A 17,240-nucleotide genomic window follows, 5' to 3' on the forward strand; every position below is an offset into this window, starting at 1 on the left:
AGGCAGCGAAACGCACCGTCAGGTTGCCGAAATCGAGAAAAATCCAACCGATCCAAGGGGAAGCCGGCCATTTCGGCTTGACCTCGCCGGGTGGGACGCGGAACAGCTTTCGGCCGGTGACGACTTCCCCCCTCCGAGAGCGGCGAGACGATCTCCCGAACGGACCCGCACCTGTGGATGGCACAGGCGCGGACGCATTCCGCTCTTGGAACGACGGCGTCACCGTCTAGTTGTTGCTGCTACGCGCCTTCGGGGCGGGCCCGTCAGGATGTCCGCGCTGTAAGCGCCGAACGGAGGGAATCCATGGCTAAGACACCGACCAAGGCCGCTGCGCCGAAGGCTGAGACCGCAAAGAAGGTCGCGGCGCCCAAGGCTGCCGCCAAGCCGAACGCGCTTCAGCAGCCGCTCAAGCCTTCGCCCGAACTCGCCGCCATCGTCGGCGACAAGCCGCTGGCCCGCGGCGAAGTCGTCAGCAAGGTCTGGGAGCACATCAAGAAGCACAATCTCCAGAACCCGGAGAACAAGCGCGAGATCGTCGCCGACGAGAAGCTGAAGAAGGTCTTCGGCAAGGACAAGTGCTCGATGTTCGAGATGAACAAGCACCTCGCCGCGCACCTGAAGGCCTGATCGAGGCCGGGGAAACCCTCCTGCGGAGCAGCGCCGGCCCGCATGCGGCCGGCGCGCTCCTCAGTGTCGCGGCACGCGCCGGCCTGTCTCGTCAGGCGATGCCGCGCAGCACGCCGCCGTCGACCCTCAGGGCCGCGCCCGTCGTCGCGCTGGCGGCGGGGGTGCAGAGATAGGCGACCATGCTCGCGACCTCTTCCGGCCGCGCGAGCCGTTTGATCAGCGAGGTCGGCCGGTTCTCGGCAATGAAGCTCTTTCCGGTCTCCTCGAGATCGGCGCCGGCCCCGCCCATGGACTTCAGGAAGTCGGCGACGCCCTCGGTCAGGGTCGGCCCGGGCAGGACGCTGTTCACGGTGACGCCGCTGCCGCCGACCGTCTCGGCGAGGCCGCGACTGACTGCCAGCTGGGCCGTCTTCGTCATCCCGTAATGGACCATCTCGGACGGGATGTTGATCGCCGACTCGCTCGCGATGAAGACGACGCGCCCCCAGCCGCGCTCGACCATGCCCGGCGCATAGGCCCGCGACAGCCGCACGCCGCTCATCACGTTGACGTCGAAGAAGCGCTGCCAGTCGCCGTCCTCGATCTCGAAGAACGGCTTGGGCTCGAAGATTCCGGCATTGTTGATGAGGATGTCGACCTTGGGCAGTCCGGCCACCAATTCGGCGACGCCTTCGGCCGAACTCACGCTGCCGACACCGGCGATGAACTGGCCGCCCGCGACCTCTTCCCTGAGCTGCGCGATCGCCGCGTCGACGCGCTCGGCGGTCCGCCCGTTGACGGCGACGTAGGCGCCGAGCTTGGCCAGCTCCTTCGCCACCGCATAGCCGATGCCGCCGGTCGACCCGGTGACGAGGGCGCTCTTGCCGGTCAGATCGATATCCATGGATGCAACTCTAAGTTAGATCAGGATGCCCGCTCGAAACGGCAACGCACGAAACCGCGCCGGGGTGCATCGCAACATCCGGACAGCAGCCAGGGCGGTGGCGGCTTTGGCCATGGCCGGCGTTCGGCCGCCGACGACGCCGTTCCCGGTGCGTATCCCGGCGAATACCGGGACTGTCGGCGTCGGCATGACGGGAGCGGGGTGACAGTCATGACTTTCACGAAGGTCTCCAGCCCCGCGCCGTGCCGGCCGGCGCCCTATCTCCCCGTCGCGGCCCGCCCGCGCTCGCCCTCCGGAGTCCCGATGCGTCTCGCCTCGACCCTCGCCCTGCTCGCCCTTCTCGCTCCCTCCTCGCTCGGTGCCCAGGAAGGCCCCGCGGCGGCGGCGGATGCGCCGCTGGGGATCGCGCTCGAAGGCTTCGCCTATCCGTATCCGGTCGGCTACCTGCCCCTGACCCGCGACGGCGAGGCCCAGCGCCTCGCCTACATGGACGTGCCGGCAGCCGGAAACGCCAACGGGCGCAGCGTGCTGCTGCTGCACGGGCGCAATTTCCCATCGAGCTACTGGCTCCCGGTGATCCAAGCCCTGACGACGGCCGGATACCGGGTGATCGTGCCCGACCAGCTCGGCTTCGGAAAATCCTCCAAGCCCGTCGGCGCCTTCACCTTCGACGCCATGGCGGCCGACACGGTGGCCTTGCTCGACCGCCTCGGCCTGAACCGCGTCGACGTCATCGGGCACTCCATGGGCGGCATGCTCGCGGTGCGGATCGCGCGCAGCTACCCGGCGCGCGTCAACAGCCTGGTGCTGGAGGCGCCGATCGGTCTCGAGGACTACCGCATCCCGGTCCCGCCGGTCTCCGACGCGATGCTGCTCAAGCGCGAGGGCGATCTCACCGCCGACGCCTACCGCCAGCAGCTCAAGACCAGCTACGCGCTCTCGCTGCCGGATTCAGCGATCGAGCCGTTCGTCTCGACCCGCGAGCGGGTGAAGGGCTCGGGCGAGTATCCGCGCTGGCTGCAGTCCTTCGTGAACTCCTACCAGATGATCTGGGGCCAGCCGGTGGTGCACGAGATCCCCTACATCGCCGCGCCGACCCTCTTCATCATGGGCGCCAACGACCACAACGCCCCGGGCAAGCCCTACGCCCCGCCGGAGTTGCGGGCCGCGATGGGCGAGAACGCGATGCACGCGAAGGAACTCGCGAAAAAAATGGGCAACGGCCGCGCCGAGGTCATCGAAGGCGTCGGCCACCTCGTTCACATGGAGGCGACCGAGCGCTTCGACGCGCTGGCCGTCGATTTCCTCAACGCTCACTGACGGATAGGCGAAACATGGACGTCGGATTTCTCGGGCTCGGCCGCATGGGCCGCGCCATGGCCGCGAACCTCGTCAAGGCCGGGCATACGGTCCGGGTCTGGAACCGCTCGCCGGAAGCGGCCCACGGCATCGATGGCGCGACGCCGGTCGCGACCGCGGCGGAAGCCTTCCGGGGCGACGCCGCCATCACCATGCTCGCCGACGACGCGGCGCTCCGCGCCGTGATCGTCGAGGGCGGTCTGCTCGACGCCCCCGAGCGGCCAATGGTGCATGTCAGCATGTCGACGATCGCCGTGGCGCTCGCGCAGGAACTCGCGCCGATCCACGAACGGGCCGGCGTGGCCTACGTCGCCGCCCCCGTCTTCGGCCGGCCCGATGCCGCCGCCAACGCGGCGCTCAACATCGTCGCGGCCGGGGACGACGCCGCCATCGCCCGGGTGCAGCCGCTGCTCGACGCCATGGGCACCAAGACCTGGCGCTTCGGCCCCGAGCCCTACCGCGCCAACGCCGTAAAACTCGCCGGCAACTTCATGCTGATCTCGGCCATCGAGGCCATGGGCGAGGCCGCGGCCTTCGCCGAGGGGCACGGCGTCTCGGCCGCCGCCCTCCTCGACCTCCTGACCAACACGCTGTTCGCCTCGCCGGTCTACAAGGGCTACGGCGCGCTCATCGCCGAACACCGCTACGAGCCGCCGGGCTTCACCCTACGGCTCGGCGCCAAGGACGTCCGCCTCGTCCTCGCCGCCGCCGAAGCCGCCGGCGTACCGATGCCCTTCGCCGGCATCCTGCGCGACAACTTCATCGACGCGATCAGCCACGGCGATGGCGACAAGGACTTCGCGGCGCTGGCCACGGTGGCGGCGCGGCGGAGTGGGCAGTCGTAGGGGGTTGAGCGAACGGGTGAACGGCGGGGTTCGGGAGATTCGCAGCAAGGATGCGCCGGATTATCGCCCCAACCGCCGTCTGTGGGTGGATTTGCGACAGGCTACGCGGAGTATAGCCACCCTCGAAACACCCGTTTACCGGGCGCATGATACGGTTTTCGGTTGATCGGATCGGGGCACGCATGTCCTCCCCTCCCCCTTGTGGGGAGGGGTCGGGGGTGGGGGTGGTTCAGGATCGAGCGTCCCGGTGCCGTCTGCACCACCCCCACCTCCTACCTCCTCCCCACAAGGGGGAGGAGAGCCCGTCCATCGACTGCTTCGATCAACCAGAGACGGTATGAGGCCGTCACTTCCCCAGCGGCACGCCCTTCGTGGTGAAACGCGGCGCGCCGGGGTGGCGCATGGGCCGCGGGCGGCCTCCCGCCTTGCCTGCGCCCAAGCCCGTGCCCGGCGGCTGCGCGAGCGGAATGAGCTGGTCCGGCCTCGGCCCAATGAGATCGGCGCGGCCCATCGCCCGCAAAGCCTCGCGCAACAGGGGCCAGTTCTCGGGGTCGTGGTAGCGCAGGAACGCCTTGTGCAACCGGCGCTGCCGCATCCCCTTGATCGCGTCGACGGGCTCGCTGCCGCCGCGCCGCACGCCCTGCAGCGGGTTGATCTCGGTGTGATACATGGTCGTGGCCGTCGCCATGGGCGAGGGCAGGAACGTCTGGACCTGATCGGCGCGATAGTCGTTCTTCTTCAGCCAGACGGCGAGGTTCATCATGTCCGCGTCGGTCGTGCCCGGATGCGCCGCGATGAAATACGGGATCAGGTAGTATTTCTTGCCGGCTTTCTTGGCGGCGGCCTCGAACATCTCCTTGAAGCGGTCGTAGGTGCCGATCCCCGGCTTCATCATCAGGTCGAGGGGCCCGCGCTCGGTGTGCTCGGGGGCGATCTTGAGCCGGCCGCCGACGTGATGGGTCACGAGCTCCTCGACGTATTCGGGGCTTCGGACCGCGAGGTCGTAGCGCACGCCGGAGGCGACCATCACCTTCTTGACGCCCTTCACCTCGCGGACCTTGCGGTAGAGCCGGATCAGGTCGTCGTGCGAGGTGTTCAGGTTCGGGCAGATGTCCGGAAACACGCAGGACGGCAAGCGGCACGCCGCCTCGATCTTCGGGTCCTTGCAGGCCATCCGGTACATGTTCGCCGTGGGTCCACCGACGTCCGAGATCACGCCCGTAAAACCCGGCGTCTTGTCGCGGATCAGCTCGATCTCGCGCAGGATCGAGCCTTCCGAGCGGTTCTGGATGACGCGGCCCTCGTGCTCGGTGATGGAGCAGAAGGTGCAGCCGCCGAAGCAGCCGCGCATGATCGTCACCGAGAATTTGATCATGTCCCAGGCGGGAATCTTGGCGTCGCCGTAGGAGGGATGCGGCGCGCGGGCGTAGGGCAGATCGTAGACCGCATCCATCTCCTCGCTGGAGAGCGGGATCGGCGGCGGGTTCAGCCACAGGTCGCGGTCGCCGTGGCGCTGGACGAGGGGGCGGGCGTTGCCGGGATTGGCCTCCCGGTGCAGCACCCGCGAGGCGCGGGCATAGGCCTCCTTGTCGTCCTTGACCTCGTCGTAGGCGGGCAGCCGGATCACGGTCTCGCCGGGGCGGCGCATGGCGGCCTCGTCGGCCGAGTCGAGATCGTCGGCGGGCAGCTCGGTGTAGTGCTCGGGCACCCGGCGGAACAGGGCGACGCCCCGGACGGAATCGAGCTCGTGCGGCTTCGCGCCGGCGGCCATGCGGTTCGCCACCTCGACCACGGCACGCTCGGCATTGCCGTAGAGGAGGAGGTCGGCCTTGGCGTCCGCCAGGATCGAGCGGCGCACCTTGTCGGACCAGTAATCGTAGTGGGCGATGCGCCGCAGCGACGCCTCGATGCCGCCGAGGATGATCGGCACGTCCTTGTAGGCCTCGCGGCAGCGCTGCGTGTAGACGATGGTGCAGCGGTCCGGCCGGGCGCCGCCCTCGCCGCCCGCCGTGTAGGCGTCGTCGCTGCGCAGGCGACGGTCCGCGGTGTAGCGGTTCACCATCGAATCGAGATTGCCGCCGGTGACGCCGAAGAACAGCGTCGGCCGGCCGAGCGCCTTGAACGGCTCCGCCGATTGCCAGTCGGGCTGTGCGATGATGCCGACCCGGAACCCCTGCGCTTCGAGCAGCCGGCCGATGATGGCCATGCCGAAGCTCGGATGATCGACATAGGCGTCGCCCGTCACCAGGACGATGTCGCAGGAATCCCACCCGAGCGCGTCCATCTCGGCGCGGCTCATGGGCAGGAACGGCGCCGCCTCCCTGGGACGCGACAGCGTGCAGGCGATGGGAGCCGGGGAGCGACTCGCGGAAACTTGGAGGTCCATGGGTGGTTGCATAGCGCCCCGGAGCCGGGAGCTCAACGAAGAGCGAGGGGTCCGATGCCCCCCACAGCACCCAGCTACGCGACCGCCCGCACCCGCCTGCGATCCGACACCAGCGAGACCGCCCACACCCCAAGCCCACCGAGCGCCAGCGCCACGCCGACCCACCCCGTCGACGGCAGGCCGTATCCGGCGGCGATGGCGAGGCCGGCGAGCCAGGGGCCCAGCGCGTTGGCGACGTTGAAGGCGGAGTGGTTGAGGGCGGCGGCCAGTGTCTGGGCATCCTCGGCGACGTCCATCAGGCGGGTCTGCAGGATGGTGGCGAGGCCGCCGCCGCTGCCGATGAGAAAGACCACGGGCAGGAGCGTCCAGAGGTTTTGCGTCGCGGCGGGGTAGAGCGCCAGCATCACCGCGCTCCAGACCAGCGTCGCGCCGGCCGAGGCCATCAGGGCGCCGGAGCGGTCGGCGATCCAGGCCCAGGCGAGATTGCCGATCGTGAGCCCCAGACCGAACACGGCGAGCGCCACCGGGATCAGGGCCGGCGAAGTCTTCGTCACCTCCAGCATGGTCGAGGCGAGGTAGGTGTAGACCGAAAACATCCCGCCGAAGCCGATGGCGCCGATGGCGAGGGTCAGCCAGACTTGGCCGCGCTTGAGCGCGCCGAGTTCGCGCAACGGGCTCGCCCCCGGGATCGGTGCGCCGAGCGGTGCATAGAGCCGCACCAGCGCCGCCGTCAGCAGCGCCAGCCCGGCGACGATGGCAAAGCTCCAGCGCCAGCCGAAGACCTGGCCGACGACGTTGGCGAACGGCACGCCGACCACCGTCGCGACCGTCAGCCCGGTGAGCACCTTCGCCGAGGCGCCGGCACGCTTGTCGCGCGGCACGAGCGAGGATGCGAGCAGCATGGCGATGCCGAAATAGGCGCCGTGCGGCAGGCCGGTGAAGAACCGGAAGGCCAGCATGGTGTGGTAGCTCGGGGCGAGCGCGGAGAGCAGGTTGCCCATTGCAAACATCACCATGAGCCCGACGAGCAGCGTCCGCCGCGCGATTCGCGCCGCCAGCACCGCGATGATCGGCGCGCCGACGACGACGCCGAGCGCGTAGGCGCTGATGACGTGCCCGCCGGTGGGCACGTCGATGCCGAGCGCCGGTGCGAATTCCGGCAGCAGGCTCATCGAGGCGAACTCGGTCGTGCCGATGGCGAAGCCGCCGATGGCGAGCGCCAGGATGACGAGCGACGGATGCACCTCGCGGCCGGCCGGCAGCGCTCCGGCTTCGTCGCAGCAGGCGGCGGGTGTGTTCGTCATGGCCGATTCATTTTGCGTCGCAACATGAGGACAACCTAGCGGCGCAGGCCCGGCCCCGCAGGGCCGTGCCGCTCATGTCGGACCTGTGCCCGCTGCAGCCAGGGCGCGAACGCGCGGTGCGTCAGCGCACGGCCGCCGCGCCCTTCGGATCGAACACCTCGACCGTGCCGGACTTGAAGCCGCCGGGCTTCGGGCTGCCGACGATGGTGTAGATGCGGCCGTCATAGGTCACCGCGCCGAAGCCGTGCCGGGCGCTCGGCAATTTCGCGAGGCTGCGCCAGAAATTCTTGGGCAGGTCGAAAGCCTCGACGTCATCGAACGTCTTCTGCTTCGACTCGCCGCCGATGACGTAGACGTCCTGGCCGAGCACCGCCGAGGCGGTGCCGCTGCGTGCGGTCGGCAGAGGCGCCGCGTCGGTCCAGGCGTCCTTGGCCGGGTCGTAGACCTGGTTCGTGGTGAGGTTGGTTCCGGAATTGCCGTCGACCCTTCCACCAACCGCGACGATCCGGCCGTCAATGGCCTGGACCGAGAGATGGTCGCGCGGGGTGGTGAGCGGCGCGGCCTTGCTCCAGCTGTCCTTCGCCGGGTCGTAGATCTCGTGGACGGGGGTGTTCTTGCGGCCCGAGACGCTGCCGCTGACGACGTGGATCTTGTCGCCGAGCAGCGTCGCACCGCCGGCGGCGCGGGCCGTGGGCAACGGCGCGCGAGGCTCCCAGGCATCCGTCTTCGGGTCGTAGGCCCAGACCTTGTCGGTGGCGTCCCAGCCGTTCACGTAGCCGCCGAACACGTAGACTTTTCCGCCCTGCCCCACCGCCATGGTGTGGTGGACGGGATAGGGGAAAGCCGCGCCGCGGCTCCACGAGTCTTTGGCGAGGTCGTAGATCAGCAGTTCGGTGGCGCCGTTGTAGTCGCCGACGACATAGGCCTTGCCGTCGATGGCCGCGACGGCGACCTCGGAGCGCTCGGCGGGGGCGCTGCTCGCACCGGCCCAGGCGCCGACCTCGTGGGCGGTGGCGGGGCTCGCGAGCAGGAGGCCGGCGAGCAGCAGGGCGGTGGCGGGTTTCGGCATGGTCGCTCCGTTCGTCGCGGTTGCGGGTTCGCCGGGTGAACGTGCGGGCCGGGAAAACGAGCCCGATGGGCATGGCGCTGTGATGGTCTTGCGCGAACGCCGCCCTGCGGCGAGAACCCGTCGCGACGACGTCTCACACTCGGACATGCGATGCTGATCAAAGCCGCCGCCGCGGCCCTGCGCCAGGTCTTTTCCCCGCCGATGCGGGCGATCCTGCTGAAGTCGCTCGGGCTGACACTGGGGCTGCTGATCCTGGTCTGGTTCGCGCTGACGCGGCTGATCCAGTGGTTCCAGTCGAGCCACCACATCGCGGCCGACTACCCGATGCTCGACACGATCGCGTTCTTCCTGGCCGGCGCCGGCCTGTTCGTGGCGATCGCCTACATCATGCCGGCGGTCTCGATCCTGGTGGCGGGCTTCTTCCTCGACGACGCGGCCGCGATCGTCGAGCGCACGGACTTTCCGAACGACCCACCCGGCCGCCCCCTGCCCTGGGGACAGGCGCTGCTCTACGCGCTCCGCTTCGCCGGGCTGGCACTCGCGGTCAATCTCGTGGCGCTGGTGCTGATCTTCGTGCCCGGCGTAAACCTCGTCGCCTTCTTCGGCGCCAACACCTACCTGCTCAGCCGGGAATACTTCGAAGCCGCCGCCAGCCGCTTCCGGCCGCTGGCCGAGGCGCAGGCCATGCGCCGGCATTTCAACCTGACGACGCTTTCGGGCGGCGCCATGCTCGCCGGGCTGATGGTTGTGCCGATCGTGAACCTGATCGTGCCGTTGTTCGGGATTGCGCTGATGGTCCACCTGCACAAGGGGCTGAGCCGGAAGACGTTGCTTGAGGCGCCGGCTGCGACGGGACGCCTGCGCTAGGCGTCGTCCTCGCGCGAAAAAACCTCGCCCTGCTCCGCGAGCCGGACATCGTCCGTATCGGAGCGCAACCGCTCCCGGTCGCGGTGCCGGACAAGAATCTGCTTCCAACCCTCCGGCAGGGGCACGCCGTCCCGCTGCGCCTGAGCTGCGACCCGGTCGAGCACGCGCTGCCAATCCTCGGGGCTGACGTCCTGGAGGCGCTCCGCCGATCCCTTCGCGAGGGCGGCGGCCTCGGCGAGTGCGACGAGCCGGGTGATGGCCGGATCGAGGTCGGGATCGCTCGCCATCGCCGTCTCTCTCGCGCTCAGAGCATGCTGGGAAGGATGCGGTCCGGCGGCCGGTGGCCGTCCATGAAGGTCTTGATGTTGATGATGACCTTCTCTCCCATGTCGGTGCGGCTCTCGTGCGTCGCCGAGCCCATATGGGGCAGCAGCACGACCTTGCCGGCGCGGGCGAGCTTGACGAGGCGGGGGCTGACGGCCGGCTCCTGTTCGAACACGTCGAGGCCGGCGCCCGAGATATCGCCCGCCTCGATCAAACGGGCGAGCGCAGTCTCGTCGATCACCTCGCCGCGGGCGGTGTTCACGACGATGGCCTCGGGCTTGAGGAGCTTGAGGCGGCGGGCCGAGAGCAGGTGGTAGGTCGCGGGCGTGTGCGGGCAGTTCACCGAGACCACGTCGACGCGGGCGAGCATCTGGTCGAGGGATTCCCAGTAGGTCGCCTCGAGGCCGGCTTCGATCGCTGCGGGCACCCGGCGGCGGTTGTGATAGTGGATCGACAGGCCGAACGCCTTGGCGCGGCGGGCCAGCGCCTGGCCGATCCGGCCCATTCCGACGATGCCGAGGCGCTTGCCGGTGATGCGGCGGCCGAGCATCCAGGTCGGCGACCAGCCGGTGCTCCAGTTGTCGTCCGGGATGATGCGCGCGCCCTCGGCGACCCGGCGGGCGACGGCGAGGATCAGCGCCATCGTCATGTCGGCGGTGTCTTCGGTCAGCACGCCCGGCGTGTTGGTCACCGTGATGCCGCGCTCGAGCGCCGTGCCGACATCGATGTGGTCGACGCCGTTGCCGAAATTCGCGATCAGCCGGAGGTTCGGCCCGGCCTGGGCCAGCAGGCCGGCGTCGATCTCGTCGGTCACGGTGGGGACCAGAACGTCCGCCTCGCGCAACGCGGCGACGAGCGCTTCCTGCTCCAGCGGCGTGTCGTCCGGGTTCAGCCGGCAGTCGAACAATTCGCGCATGCGCGCCTCGACCGCCTCGGGCAGGCGCCGTGTCACGACAACGAGCGGCTTGCGCTTCAACGACGACATCGTTCCTCCCGCGACGGTACCCGCCTCGCGTTCGGCCGGCCCGGGTGCTTCGGCTTACGCTCCGTTAACCGTGACACGGCCAGATGGAGCGATCGGCCGACGCGCCTCGGGGTTCGCCCCGCCGCACATCTTCCCCGTTTCTCTATCAGAGAGAGGTCGGAAGACAATGCGGGCAAGGCCCCCGCGGCTCCGGACGACGAGCGGAGGACGGTTGACGATGCGCGCTGCGATTCTCGGGATTTGCTTGGGCTCCCTGCTGGCCGGGGTCGGGCCGGCGAGCGCCGTCTCCAACGATGGCGGCCGGGCGACGAAGCTGCCGCTGCCCCGCTATGCCAGCCTCAAGACCGATCGCGTCAACCTGCGCGAGGGGCCCTCGAAGGATCACCGCACGCTCTGGGTTTTCCGCCGGGCCGGCCTGCCCGTCGAGATCATCGCCGAGTACGAGACTTGGCGCCGCATCCGCGATTCCGAGGGCACGGAAGGCTGGGTGCTGCACTCGCTGCTCTCCGGCCGCCGCACCGCCGTCGTCACCGCGCCGACGGGCGACAAGGCTGCGCCGACGGTGCCGCTGCTGGCCCGTGCCGATGCCGGCGCGGGCGAAGAGGCCAAGCTCGAAGCGGGCGTCATCGGCAGCGTGAAGAATTGCAGCGGAAGCTGGTGCCGCATCGTCGTGGCGCTGCCGCAGACGCGCGGCGACGTGGACGGCTACATCCGCCAGGAACGGCTCTGGGGCGTCTACCCGAACGAATCCGTCGAATAAAAAAAGCCGGCGATCGCCTCGCCGGCTTCAGAGCACCCGATAGCGGCTGCGCTCAAGCGCGGCCGGCAACCGCCCGGCGGCGCAGACGCACGATCACCTCGACACCGGCGATTTCCATGCCCTCGGGCGCGTCCGGCAGGGAATCGACCGAGATTCCACATTCCGGCATATCCAGCACCTTGCCCTCTTCCTCGAGGAAGAAATGGTGGTGCTCGCTCGGGTTGGTGTCGAAATAAGCCTTCGAACCGTCGAGCGCGAGCTGGCGCAGCAGGCCGGCTTCCGTGAACTGGTGCAGCGTGTTGTAGACCGTCGCCAGCGAGACCGGGACCTTGGCCCGCATCGCCTCGTCGTAGAGCATTTCAGCGGTCAAATGCCGGTCGCCGCGGCCGAACAGCAGCCAGCCTAGAGACAGGCGCTGACGGGTCGGCCGCAGACCCGCGCGGCGCAGGCGATCGCGCAGATCGGAAAGGGGACAACCGCGGCGGCCCGGCAAACCGGCATCGCTCGGAACGGACGACGTACGCGCGTTCAACGCGGCCTGTAGCTGCACGAAATCGGACATCGGCGGGACTGACAGCTCACTATTCACGCTAGATATATAGCGCCGGACTATATGAGGACGGACCGCCTGCGGCAAGCCGTCCATCGCGGCGGTGACCGGCGCACGCCGCAGGTCTGTGAGATTCAGGCGTGCGACTGGATGAAGTTGCGGACCAGCGGATAGGTCTGCCCCTCCCAGCGGCGCCCGGAAAAGACCCCGTAATGGCCGACGCCGGCCTGCAGATGGTGGCTTCGCATGTGCGGGGGCAGGCTGCTGCAGAGGTCGTGCGCGGCCATGGTCTGCCCGACGGCACAGATGTCGTCGCGCTCGCCTTCGACGGTCATGAGCGCCGTCCGGCGGATCTCGCGCATGTCGATGGGGCTGCCGCGATAGCTGAGTTCGTTCTTGGCCAGCGTGTAGTCCTGAAAAACCGTCTTGACGGTTTCGATGTAGAATTCGGCGGGAAGGTCGAGGACGGCGAAATACTCGTCGTAGAACGACTCGACCGCGCGTGCCTTGTCCGAATCGCCCCTGACATAGTGCCAGAACAGGTCCTGATGCGCCTGGCTGTGGCGCTGCGCGTTCATCGCGATGAAGGCGGAAACCTGCATGAAGCCCGGATAGACCCGGCGGCCGGCGCCCTTGTGACGGGCCGTCACCGTGCTCAGCAGGTTCTTCTCGAACCATTCGATCGGCTTCGACGTCGCGAGTTCGTTCACCGAGGTAGGGCTGATGCGGCAATCCACCGGGCCGGCCATCAGGGTCATGCTGCGCGGTTGCGCCGGGTTTTTCGCGTGCGCCATGACGGCGGTCGCCGCCAGGGCCTGAACGGCGGGCTGGCAGACGGCGAGAAGGTGAGAGCCCTCGCCCATCGTCTCCAGAAAGCCCACGACGTGGTCGACATAGTCGTCGAAGCCGAAGGCGCCGTCAGAGAGCGGCACGTCGCGGGCATTGTGCCAGTCGGTGATGTAGACGTCGTGGTCCGGCAGCAGCGTGCGGACGGTGCCGCGCAGCAGCGTCGAGAAGTGGCCCGAGAGCGGGGCGAGCACCAGCACCTTCGGCTGCGGCGTCTCGATGTCCTTGCGGAAGCGCAGCAGCGTGGCGAAGGGCGTCGCCGTGACGGCCTCCTCCACCACCGGAACGTCACGGTTGCCGACCGTGACGGTGCCGATGCCGTAATCGGGCCGGGCGAAGGTGAGGCCCGAGCGCATCATCATGCGGGCGCCGGCCGACCACCAGTTGGCCTGTTCGCGGAACGGCGTGCCGGCCCAGGGCGCGGCGGCCTGATTGAGCAGGCGGCCCCAGCCCCGGGTCTGCCGGGCAAGGTCCGTCTGGGCATCGAACGCACGGTACATCATCGGGGCCGCAACTCCTTGCGCGCACCCGCCGGAAACTCCGGCGCGTCCACGATGGACCGGAATGCCGCCGCTCGAACGAGCGCGGCAGCGGGGACAGTAAGGCTTAAGGCCGGCCCGAAACTCCGCAACCGGCAAAAGGTACGAACTCCCCCGGATTGGCAGCGGGTGCAGCAAAAATGCTTCATGCACCTCGCGCGCCGTAAATAATTGTACCGGCTTCCGAATTTCCGGTCGATGGCGCACAACGCATTCGAAGCGCTGACGAAAGGCCATGGCGACCCATTCCGGATTATCCCAAGCCTCCGGCGTAGGCACTGCTGCGGCGGCACGAGTCTTGGATGCCGACTCGGCAAGGACTTCGGCACGGGGAAAACGCTCATGGCAGACGCGACGCTCACGATTTCCAGCCGGAACTACTCGTCCTGGTCGCTACGCGGCTGGCTCGTGTGCCGGATGGCCGGGCTCGATTTCGACGTCGAGCTTCTGTCGGGCAAGGAATCCTCGACCCGCGCCGAACTCCTGCACCTGTCGCCTTCGTTTCTGGTGCCGCGGCTGACGCATGGCGACATCGTCGTCTGGGACGTGCTCGCCATCGCCGAGTACCTGAACGAGATCCGTTCCGGTGCCGGCCTGCTGCCGGAATCCGCGGCCGAGCGGGCGCGCTGCCGCGCCGTTTCGAGCGAGATGCATGGCGGCTTCATCAACCTGCGCTCGGCGATGCCGATGAACCTGCGTGCGCAGATTCCCGGCTTCCCGATCTTCAACGGTGCCAAAGGCGATATCGACCGCATCCTGGCGATCGTCGAGGACTGCCTGTCGCGCTCCGGCGGCCCCTACCTGTTCGGCGCCCGCCCCACCCTCGCCGACGCGATGTACGCCCCGGTCTGCACGCGCTTCCGCACCTACGACGTGCCGTTGCCGTTCACGGCGGAAACGTACCGCGACACGATCCTGGCGTGGGACCTGATGGCCGAGTGGACGCAGGAAGCCGTCGCGGAGCCCGACGAGATCGAGGAATTGGACATGGAGTTCTGACGGCGGCGACTCACGCCTCGGCGAGCATCGCCAGCCAGTCATCCTCCGAGATCACCTTGACGGCGTGCTTCTCGGCGTCCTTGAGCTTGGAGCCCGCACCGGGTCCGGCCACGACGAGATCGGTCTTGGCGGAGACCGAGCCCGAGACCTTGGCGCCGAGGCGCTCAGCGGTGGCCTTGGCCTCGCTCCGGGTCATCTTTTCGAGGGTGCCGGTGAAGACCACGGTCTTGCCGGCGAACGCCGTCGCCGTCGCGGCGGCGGCCAGCGGCTCGGTCGTCACTTGGTCGAGCAGGGCTGCGACCGCCTCGGCGTTGTGCGGCTCGGCAAAGAACTCAATGAGCGAGTCGGTCGCCACCGGCCCGATCTCGCCGTCGTCGGCGAGGAGATGATAGGCCTCGCCGGGCCTCTGGCCCGCCGCGCGTTCGAGCGCCGCGTCCGCCGCCTCGGCGTTCCCGTAGTGCGCGAGCAGCGCCTCGCCCTGAGCCGAGGTCAGGCGCGCACGCAGGCGGGCGCCCGTCGAAAGCCCTTTCAGCGCCTCGCCCGGCGACGCCTCGGTCTCCGCGAAAAGCTTGTCGCGCGTGCCCGGCCCGATGCGCGGAATGCCCGAGAGTTCGAGCCAATCCGGACCGGCCTGCGCACCGGCCGCCGCGTCGATCGCCGATTCGAGCGTCCGCATGTCCGAAAAGCGCTTGGCCAGGGCCTTCGCCGTCGACTCGCCGATATGCCGGATGCCGAGGGCGAACAGCAAACGGTTGAGCGGGATCGTCCGGCGCGCGTCGAGCGAGGCGAGGAGATTCGTGATCGCCTTGTCCTCCTCCTCGCCTTTCTTCTTGGTCGGCTTCTTCGGAGCCGGCTCACCCTCGGCCCGGCGCTGCGCCGACAACTCTTCGCGCCGCGCGACGATCGCAGCCTGCAGCGGTTCGAATTCCAGGCGGAACAGGTCGGCGGGCTGCTTCACGAGACCCGCCTCGAACAGCACCTCGATATAGGTCTGCCCGAACCCTTCCAGATCGAAGCCGTTGCGCGAGACGAAGTGCTTGAGCCGCTCGACGCCTTGCGCCGGGCAGATCAGGCCGCCGGTGCAGCGCCGGATGGCGTCGAGCTTTTTCGTGCGCGGATTCATCTCGCGCACCGCCTTGCTGCCGCAGGCCGGGCAGGTGGTGCGGAACACGAAAGGCTTCGAGTCGGCCGGGCGCTTGTCGAGGACCACGTCCATCACCTTCGGGATGACGTCGCCCGCGCGCACCACGATCACGGTGTCGCCGACACGGATGTCGCGGCCATCGCGAATGGGCTCGCCGTCGCCGCCGACGCCCTGGACGTAGCCCTCGTTGTGCAGCGTCGCGTTCGAGACGACCACGCCGCCGACCGTCACCGGCTTCAGCCGCGCCAGCGGGTTGAGCGACCCCGTACGCCCGACCTGGATGTCGATCGCCTCCAGCGTCGTGAACGCCTCCTGCGCCGCGAACTTGTGCGCCAGCGCCCAGCGCGGACTGCGCGAGACGAAGCCGAGGCGCTTCTGCAGGGCGAGGTCGTCGACCTTGTAGACGACGCCGTCGATGTCGTAGCCGAGGTCCGCCCGCTGCCGCCCGATTTTTTCGTAATGGGCGATCAGCTCGGCGGCACTCTCGCAGCGGACCGTCAGGGGGTTCACCGATAGGCCCCAGTCTCGGAACCGCGCCAGCGTCTCGAACTGGGTCTCGGCGACCGGCTCAGACACCTCGCCCCAGGCATAGGCGAAGAAGTGCAGCGGCCGGGATGCAGTGATCGCGGCGTCCTTCTGGCGCAGCGAGCCGGCTGCGGCGTTGCGGGGGTTGGCGAAGGCCGGTTTGCCGTCCGCCTCCTGGCGCATGTTGATGGCCGCGAAATCCGCGTGCGAGAGGTAGACCTCGCCGCGCACCTCCAGCACGTCGGGCCAGCCCGTGCCGGACAGCATCTCCGGGATGTCGTCCACGGTGCGCGCGTTGGCGGTGACCTTCTCGCCGACCTCGCCGTCACCGCGCGTCGCCGCGGTGACGAGCTGGCCCTTCTCGTAGCGCAGCGACAGCGACAGACCGTCGATCTTCGGCTCCGCCGTGAAGGCGAGCGGCTCGCCATCGGGCCAATTGAGGAAGCGGCGCACCCGCGCCACGAAGTCTTCCACCTCCTCGTCGGCGAAGGCGTTGCCGAGGGACAGCATCGGAACGGCGTGGCGGACCTTTTCGAACCGGCTCGACGGCTTGGCGCCGACGGACACGCTGGCCTCGCCGGTGCCGGCGAGATCGGGAAAGCGCGCCTCGATCGCCTCGAGCTCGCGCCGCAGGGCGTCGTACTCCGCGTCCGAAATCTCGGGCGCATCCTCGCCGTGATAGAGCCGGTCGGCCTCGGCGATCTCGGCCGAAAGGGCAGCGTGGCGCTCTTTGGCGCCTGCCTCTGTGAGGCTGTCGATGTCTGCGGCGGAGCGAGCGGGCATGGGCAGGTTCTAAGCGAGAGTTTGCGGCGGCAGGTTAACGCGACCTGACCCGATTCCCGCCACAAGTCTCGCGCCCAAGAGCGCGAGGCTTTCGGAAGGGAACGCGGCAATGCGTCAGGGTATGATCGGGTTGGTTCTGACACTAGGTCTGACGGGCGCCTCCGCGGCCCTGGCGGCGCCCTGCGCCGTCCCCGTGCCTCCGCCGGCTGAGGGCAAACCCGAAAAACCTTCGCTGCCGCCAAAACCCGCCTGCCTCGACGCCAAGGGCGGCTGCCCCGGCTGGGAGGCCTACAGCTACAACGACGCGATCAAGGCCTACAACGCGCAGGCCCAGGTCTTCCGGCCGCTGGCCGAGGCCTACGCCCAGAAGCTCAACGCCTACGTCAAGGCGAGCGGCGAATACGCGCAATGCGAGATGAAGAGCCTGCAGCAATAGAGGTTCGGC

General features: G+C 68.8%; 16 protein-coding genes. 7 read left to right on the forward strand and 9 right to left on the reverse strand.

The features are described from left to right. Window positions 1-303 precede the first annotated feature (303 nt). Complete coding sequence (locus FV217_RS05950; protein WP_147077948.1) at window positions 304-627, forward strand: SWIB/MDM2 domain-containing protein; 324 nt, start codon at window positions 304-306, stop codon at window positions 625-627. A gap of 91 nt (window positions 628-718) precedes the next feature. Here FV217_RS05950 and FV217_RS05955 read toward each other — a convergent pair whose 3' ends face one another. After that, window positions 719-1,510, reverse strand: coding sequence for an SDR family oxidoreductase (locus FV217_RS05955; RefSeq protein ID WP_147815279.1), 792 nt, complete (start codon window positions 1,508-1,510; stop codon window positions 719-721). Window positions 1,511-1,813: 303 nt separating this feature from the next. Here FV217_RS05955 and FV217_RS05960 point away from each other — a divergent pair, with 303 nt between their 5' ends. Both FV217_RS05960 and FV217_RS05965 read left to right on the forward strand, forming a co-directional pair. Beyond that, window positions 1,814-2,830 (forward strand): alpha/beta hydrolase, encoded by a 1,017-nt coding sequence (locus FV217_RS05960; RefSeq protein WP_147816039.1) that lies wholly within the window; start codon window positions 1,814-1,816, stop codon window positions 2,828-2,830. Between the two features lie 14 nt (window positions 2,831-2,844). Beyond that, a complete protein-coding gene (locus FV217_RS05965; RefSeq protein ID WP_147815293.1) occupies window positions 2,845-3,714 on the forward strand; it encodes an NAD(P)-dependent oxidoreductase in 870 nt (289 codons plus the stop codon). Window positions 3,715-4,060: 346 nt separating this feature from the next. On the opposite strand, the gene FV217_RS05970 is transcribed toward FV217_RS05965, so the two are convergent. From FV217_RS05970 to FV217_RS05980, 3 genes are all read right to left on the reverse strand, one after another. Continuing rightward, window positions 4,061-6,100 (reverse strand): YgiQ family radical SAM protein, encoded by a 2,040-nt coding sequence (locus FV217_RS05970; RefSeq protein WP_147815992.1) that lies wholly within the window; start codon window positions 6,098-6,100, stop codon window positions 4,061-4,063. Window positions 6,101-6,174: 74 nt separating this feature from the next. Further along, window positions 6,175-7,404: an MFS transporter gene (locus FV217_RS05975; protein WP_147815994.1), complete on the reverse strand. Its 1,230-nt coding sequence runs from the start codon at window positions 7,402-7,404 to the stop codon at window positions 6,175-6,177. Window positions 7,405-7,525: 121 nt separating this feature from the next. Further along, window positions 7,526-8,473 carry a kelch repeat-containing protein gene (locus tag FV217_RS05980; protein WP_147815996.1) on the reverse strand — a complete coding sequence of 316 codons (948 nt, stop codon included), beginning with the start codon at window positions 8,471-8,473 and terminating at the stop codon, window positions 7,526-7,528. Between the two features lie 150 nt (window positions 8,474-8,623). Between FV217_RS05980 and FV217_RS05985 the strand changes: the two genes are divergently transcribed. Further along, window positions 8,624-9,340 (forward strand): sulfate transporter family protein, encoded by a 717-nt coding sequence (locus tag FV217_RS05985; RefSeq protein WP_147815998.1) that lies wholly within the window; start codon window positions 8,624-8,626, stop codon window positions 9,338-9,340. Here FV217_RS05985 and FV217_RS05990 read toward each other — a convergent pair. Together FV217_RS05990 and FV217_RS05995 are read right to left on the reverse strand one after the other, a co-directional pair. Further along, a complete protein-coding gene (locus FV217_RS05990; RefSeq protein WP_147815999.1) occupies window positions 9,337-9,627 on the reverse strand; it encodes a hypothetical protein in 291 nt (96 codons plus the stop codon). The genes FV217_RS05985 and FV217_RS05990 overlap by 4 nt on opposite strands. A gap of 17 nt (window positions 9,628-9,644) precedes the next feature. Further along, entirely contained in the window at window positions 9,645-10,649 is a 1,005-nt protein-coding gene (locus tag FV217_RS05995) for a D-glycerate dehydrogenase (RefSeq protein ID WP_147816001.1), read from the reverse strand. Between the two features lie 217 nt (window positions 10,650-10,866). Here FV217_RS05995 and FV217_RS06000 point away from each other — a divergent pair, with 217 nt between their 5' ends. Continuing rightward, entirely contained in the window at window positions 10,867-11,409 is a 543-nt protein-coding gene (locus FV217_RS06000; RefSeq protein WP_147816003.1) for an SH3 domain-containing protein, read from the forward strand. Window positions 11,410-11,461: 52 nt separating this feature from the next. Here the strand turns inward: FV217_RS06000 and irr are convergent, their stop codons facing one another. Beyond that, a complete protein-coding gene (gene irr / locus FV217_RS06005) occupies window positions 11,462-11,971 on the reverse strand; it encodes a Fur family transcriptional regulator Irr (protein ID WP_147816041.1) in 510 nt (169 codons plus the stop codon). Between the two features lie 122 nt (window positions 11,972-12,093). Further along, entirely contained in the window at window positions 12,094-13,308 is a 1,215-nt protein-coding gene (gene phaZ, locus FV217_RS06010; RefSeq protein ID WP_147816005.1) for a polyhydroxyalkanoate depolymerase, read from the reverse strand. Between the two features lie 378 nt (window positions 13,309-13,686). Here phaZ and FV217_RS06015 point away from each other — a divergent pair, with 378 nt between their 5' ends. Further along, window positions 13,687-14,343: a glutathione S-transferase family protein gene (locus tag FV217_RS06015; RefSeq protein ID WP_147816007.1), complete on the forward strand. Its 657-nt coding sequence runs from the start codon at window positions 13,687-13,689 to the stop codon at window positions 14,341-14,343. Window positions 14,344-14,353: 10 nt separating this feature from the next. Here FV217_RS06015 and ligA read toward each other — a convergent pair whose 3' ends face one another. Continuing rightward, complete coding sequence (gene ligA, locus FV217_RS06020) at window positions 14,354-16,795, reverse strand: NAD-dependent DNA ligase LigA (protein ID WP_147816009.1); 2,442 nt, start codon at window positions 16,793-16,795, stop codon at window positions 14,354-14,356. Between the two features lie 121 nt (window positions 16,796-16,916). Between ligA and FV217_RS06025 the strand changes: the two genes are divergently transcribed. Next, window positions 16,917-17,231, forward strand: a complete 315-nt coding sequence (locus tag FV217_RS06025; protein WP_147816043.1) for a hypothetical protein — start codon at window positions 16,917-16,919, stop codon at window positions 17,229-17,231. Window positions 17,232-17,240: the final 9 nt, after the last annotated feature.

The organism is Methylobacterium sp. WL9 (assembly GCF_008040035.1).
Lineage (GTDB): Bacteria > Pseudomonadota > Alphaproteobacteria > Rhizobiales > Beijerinckiaceae > Methylobacterium > Methylobacterium thuringiense.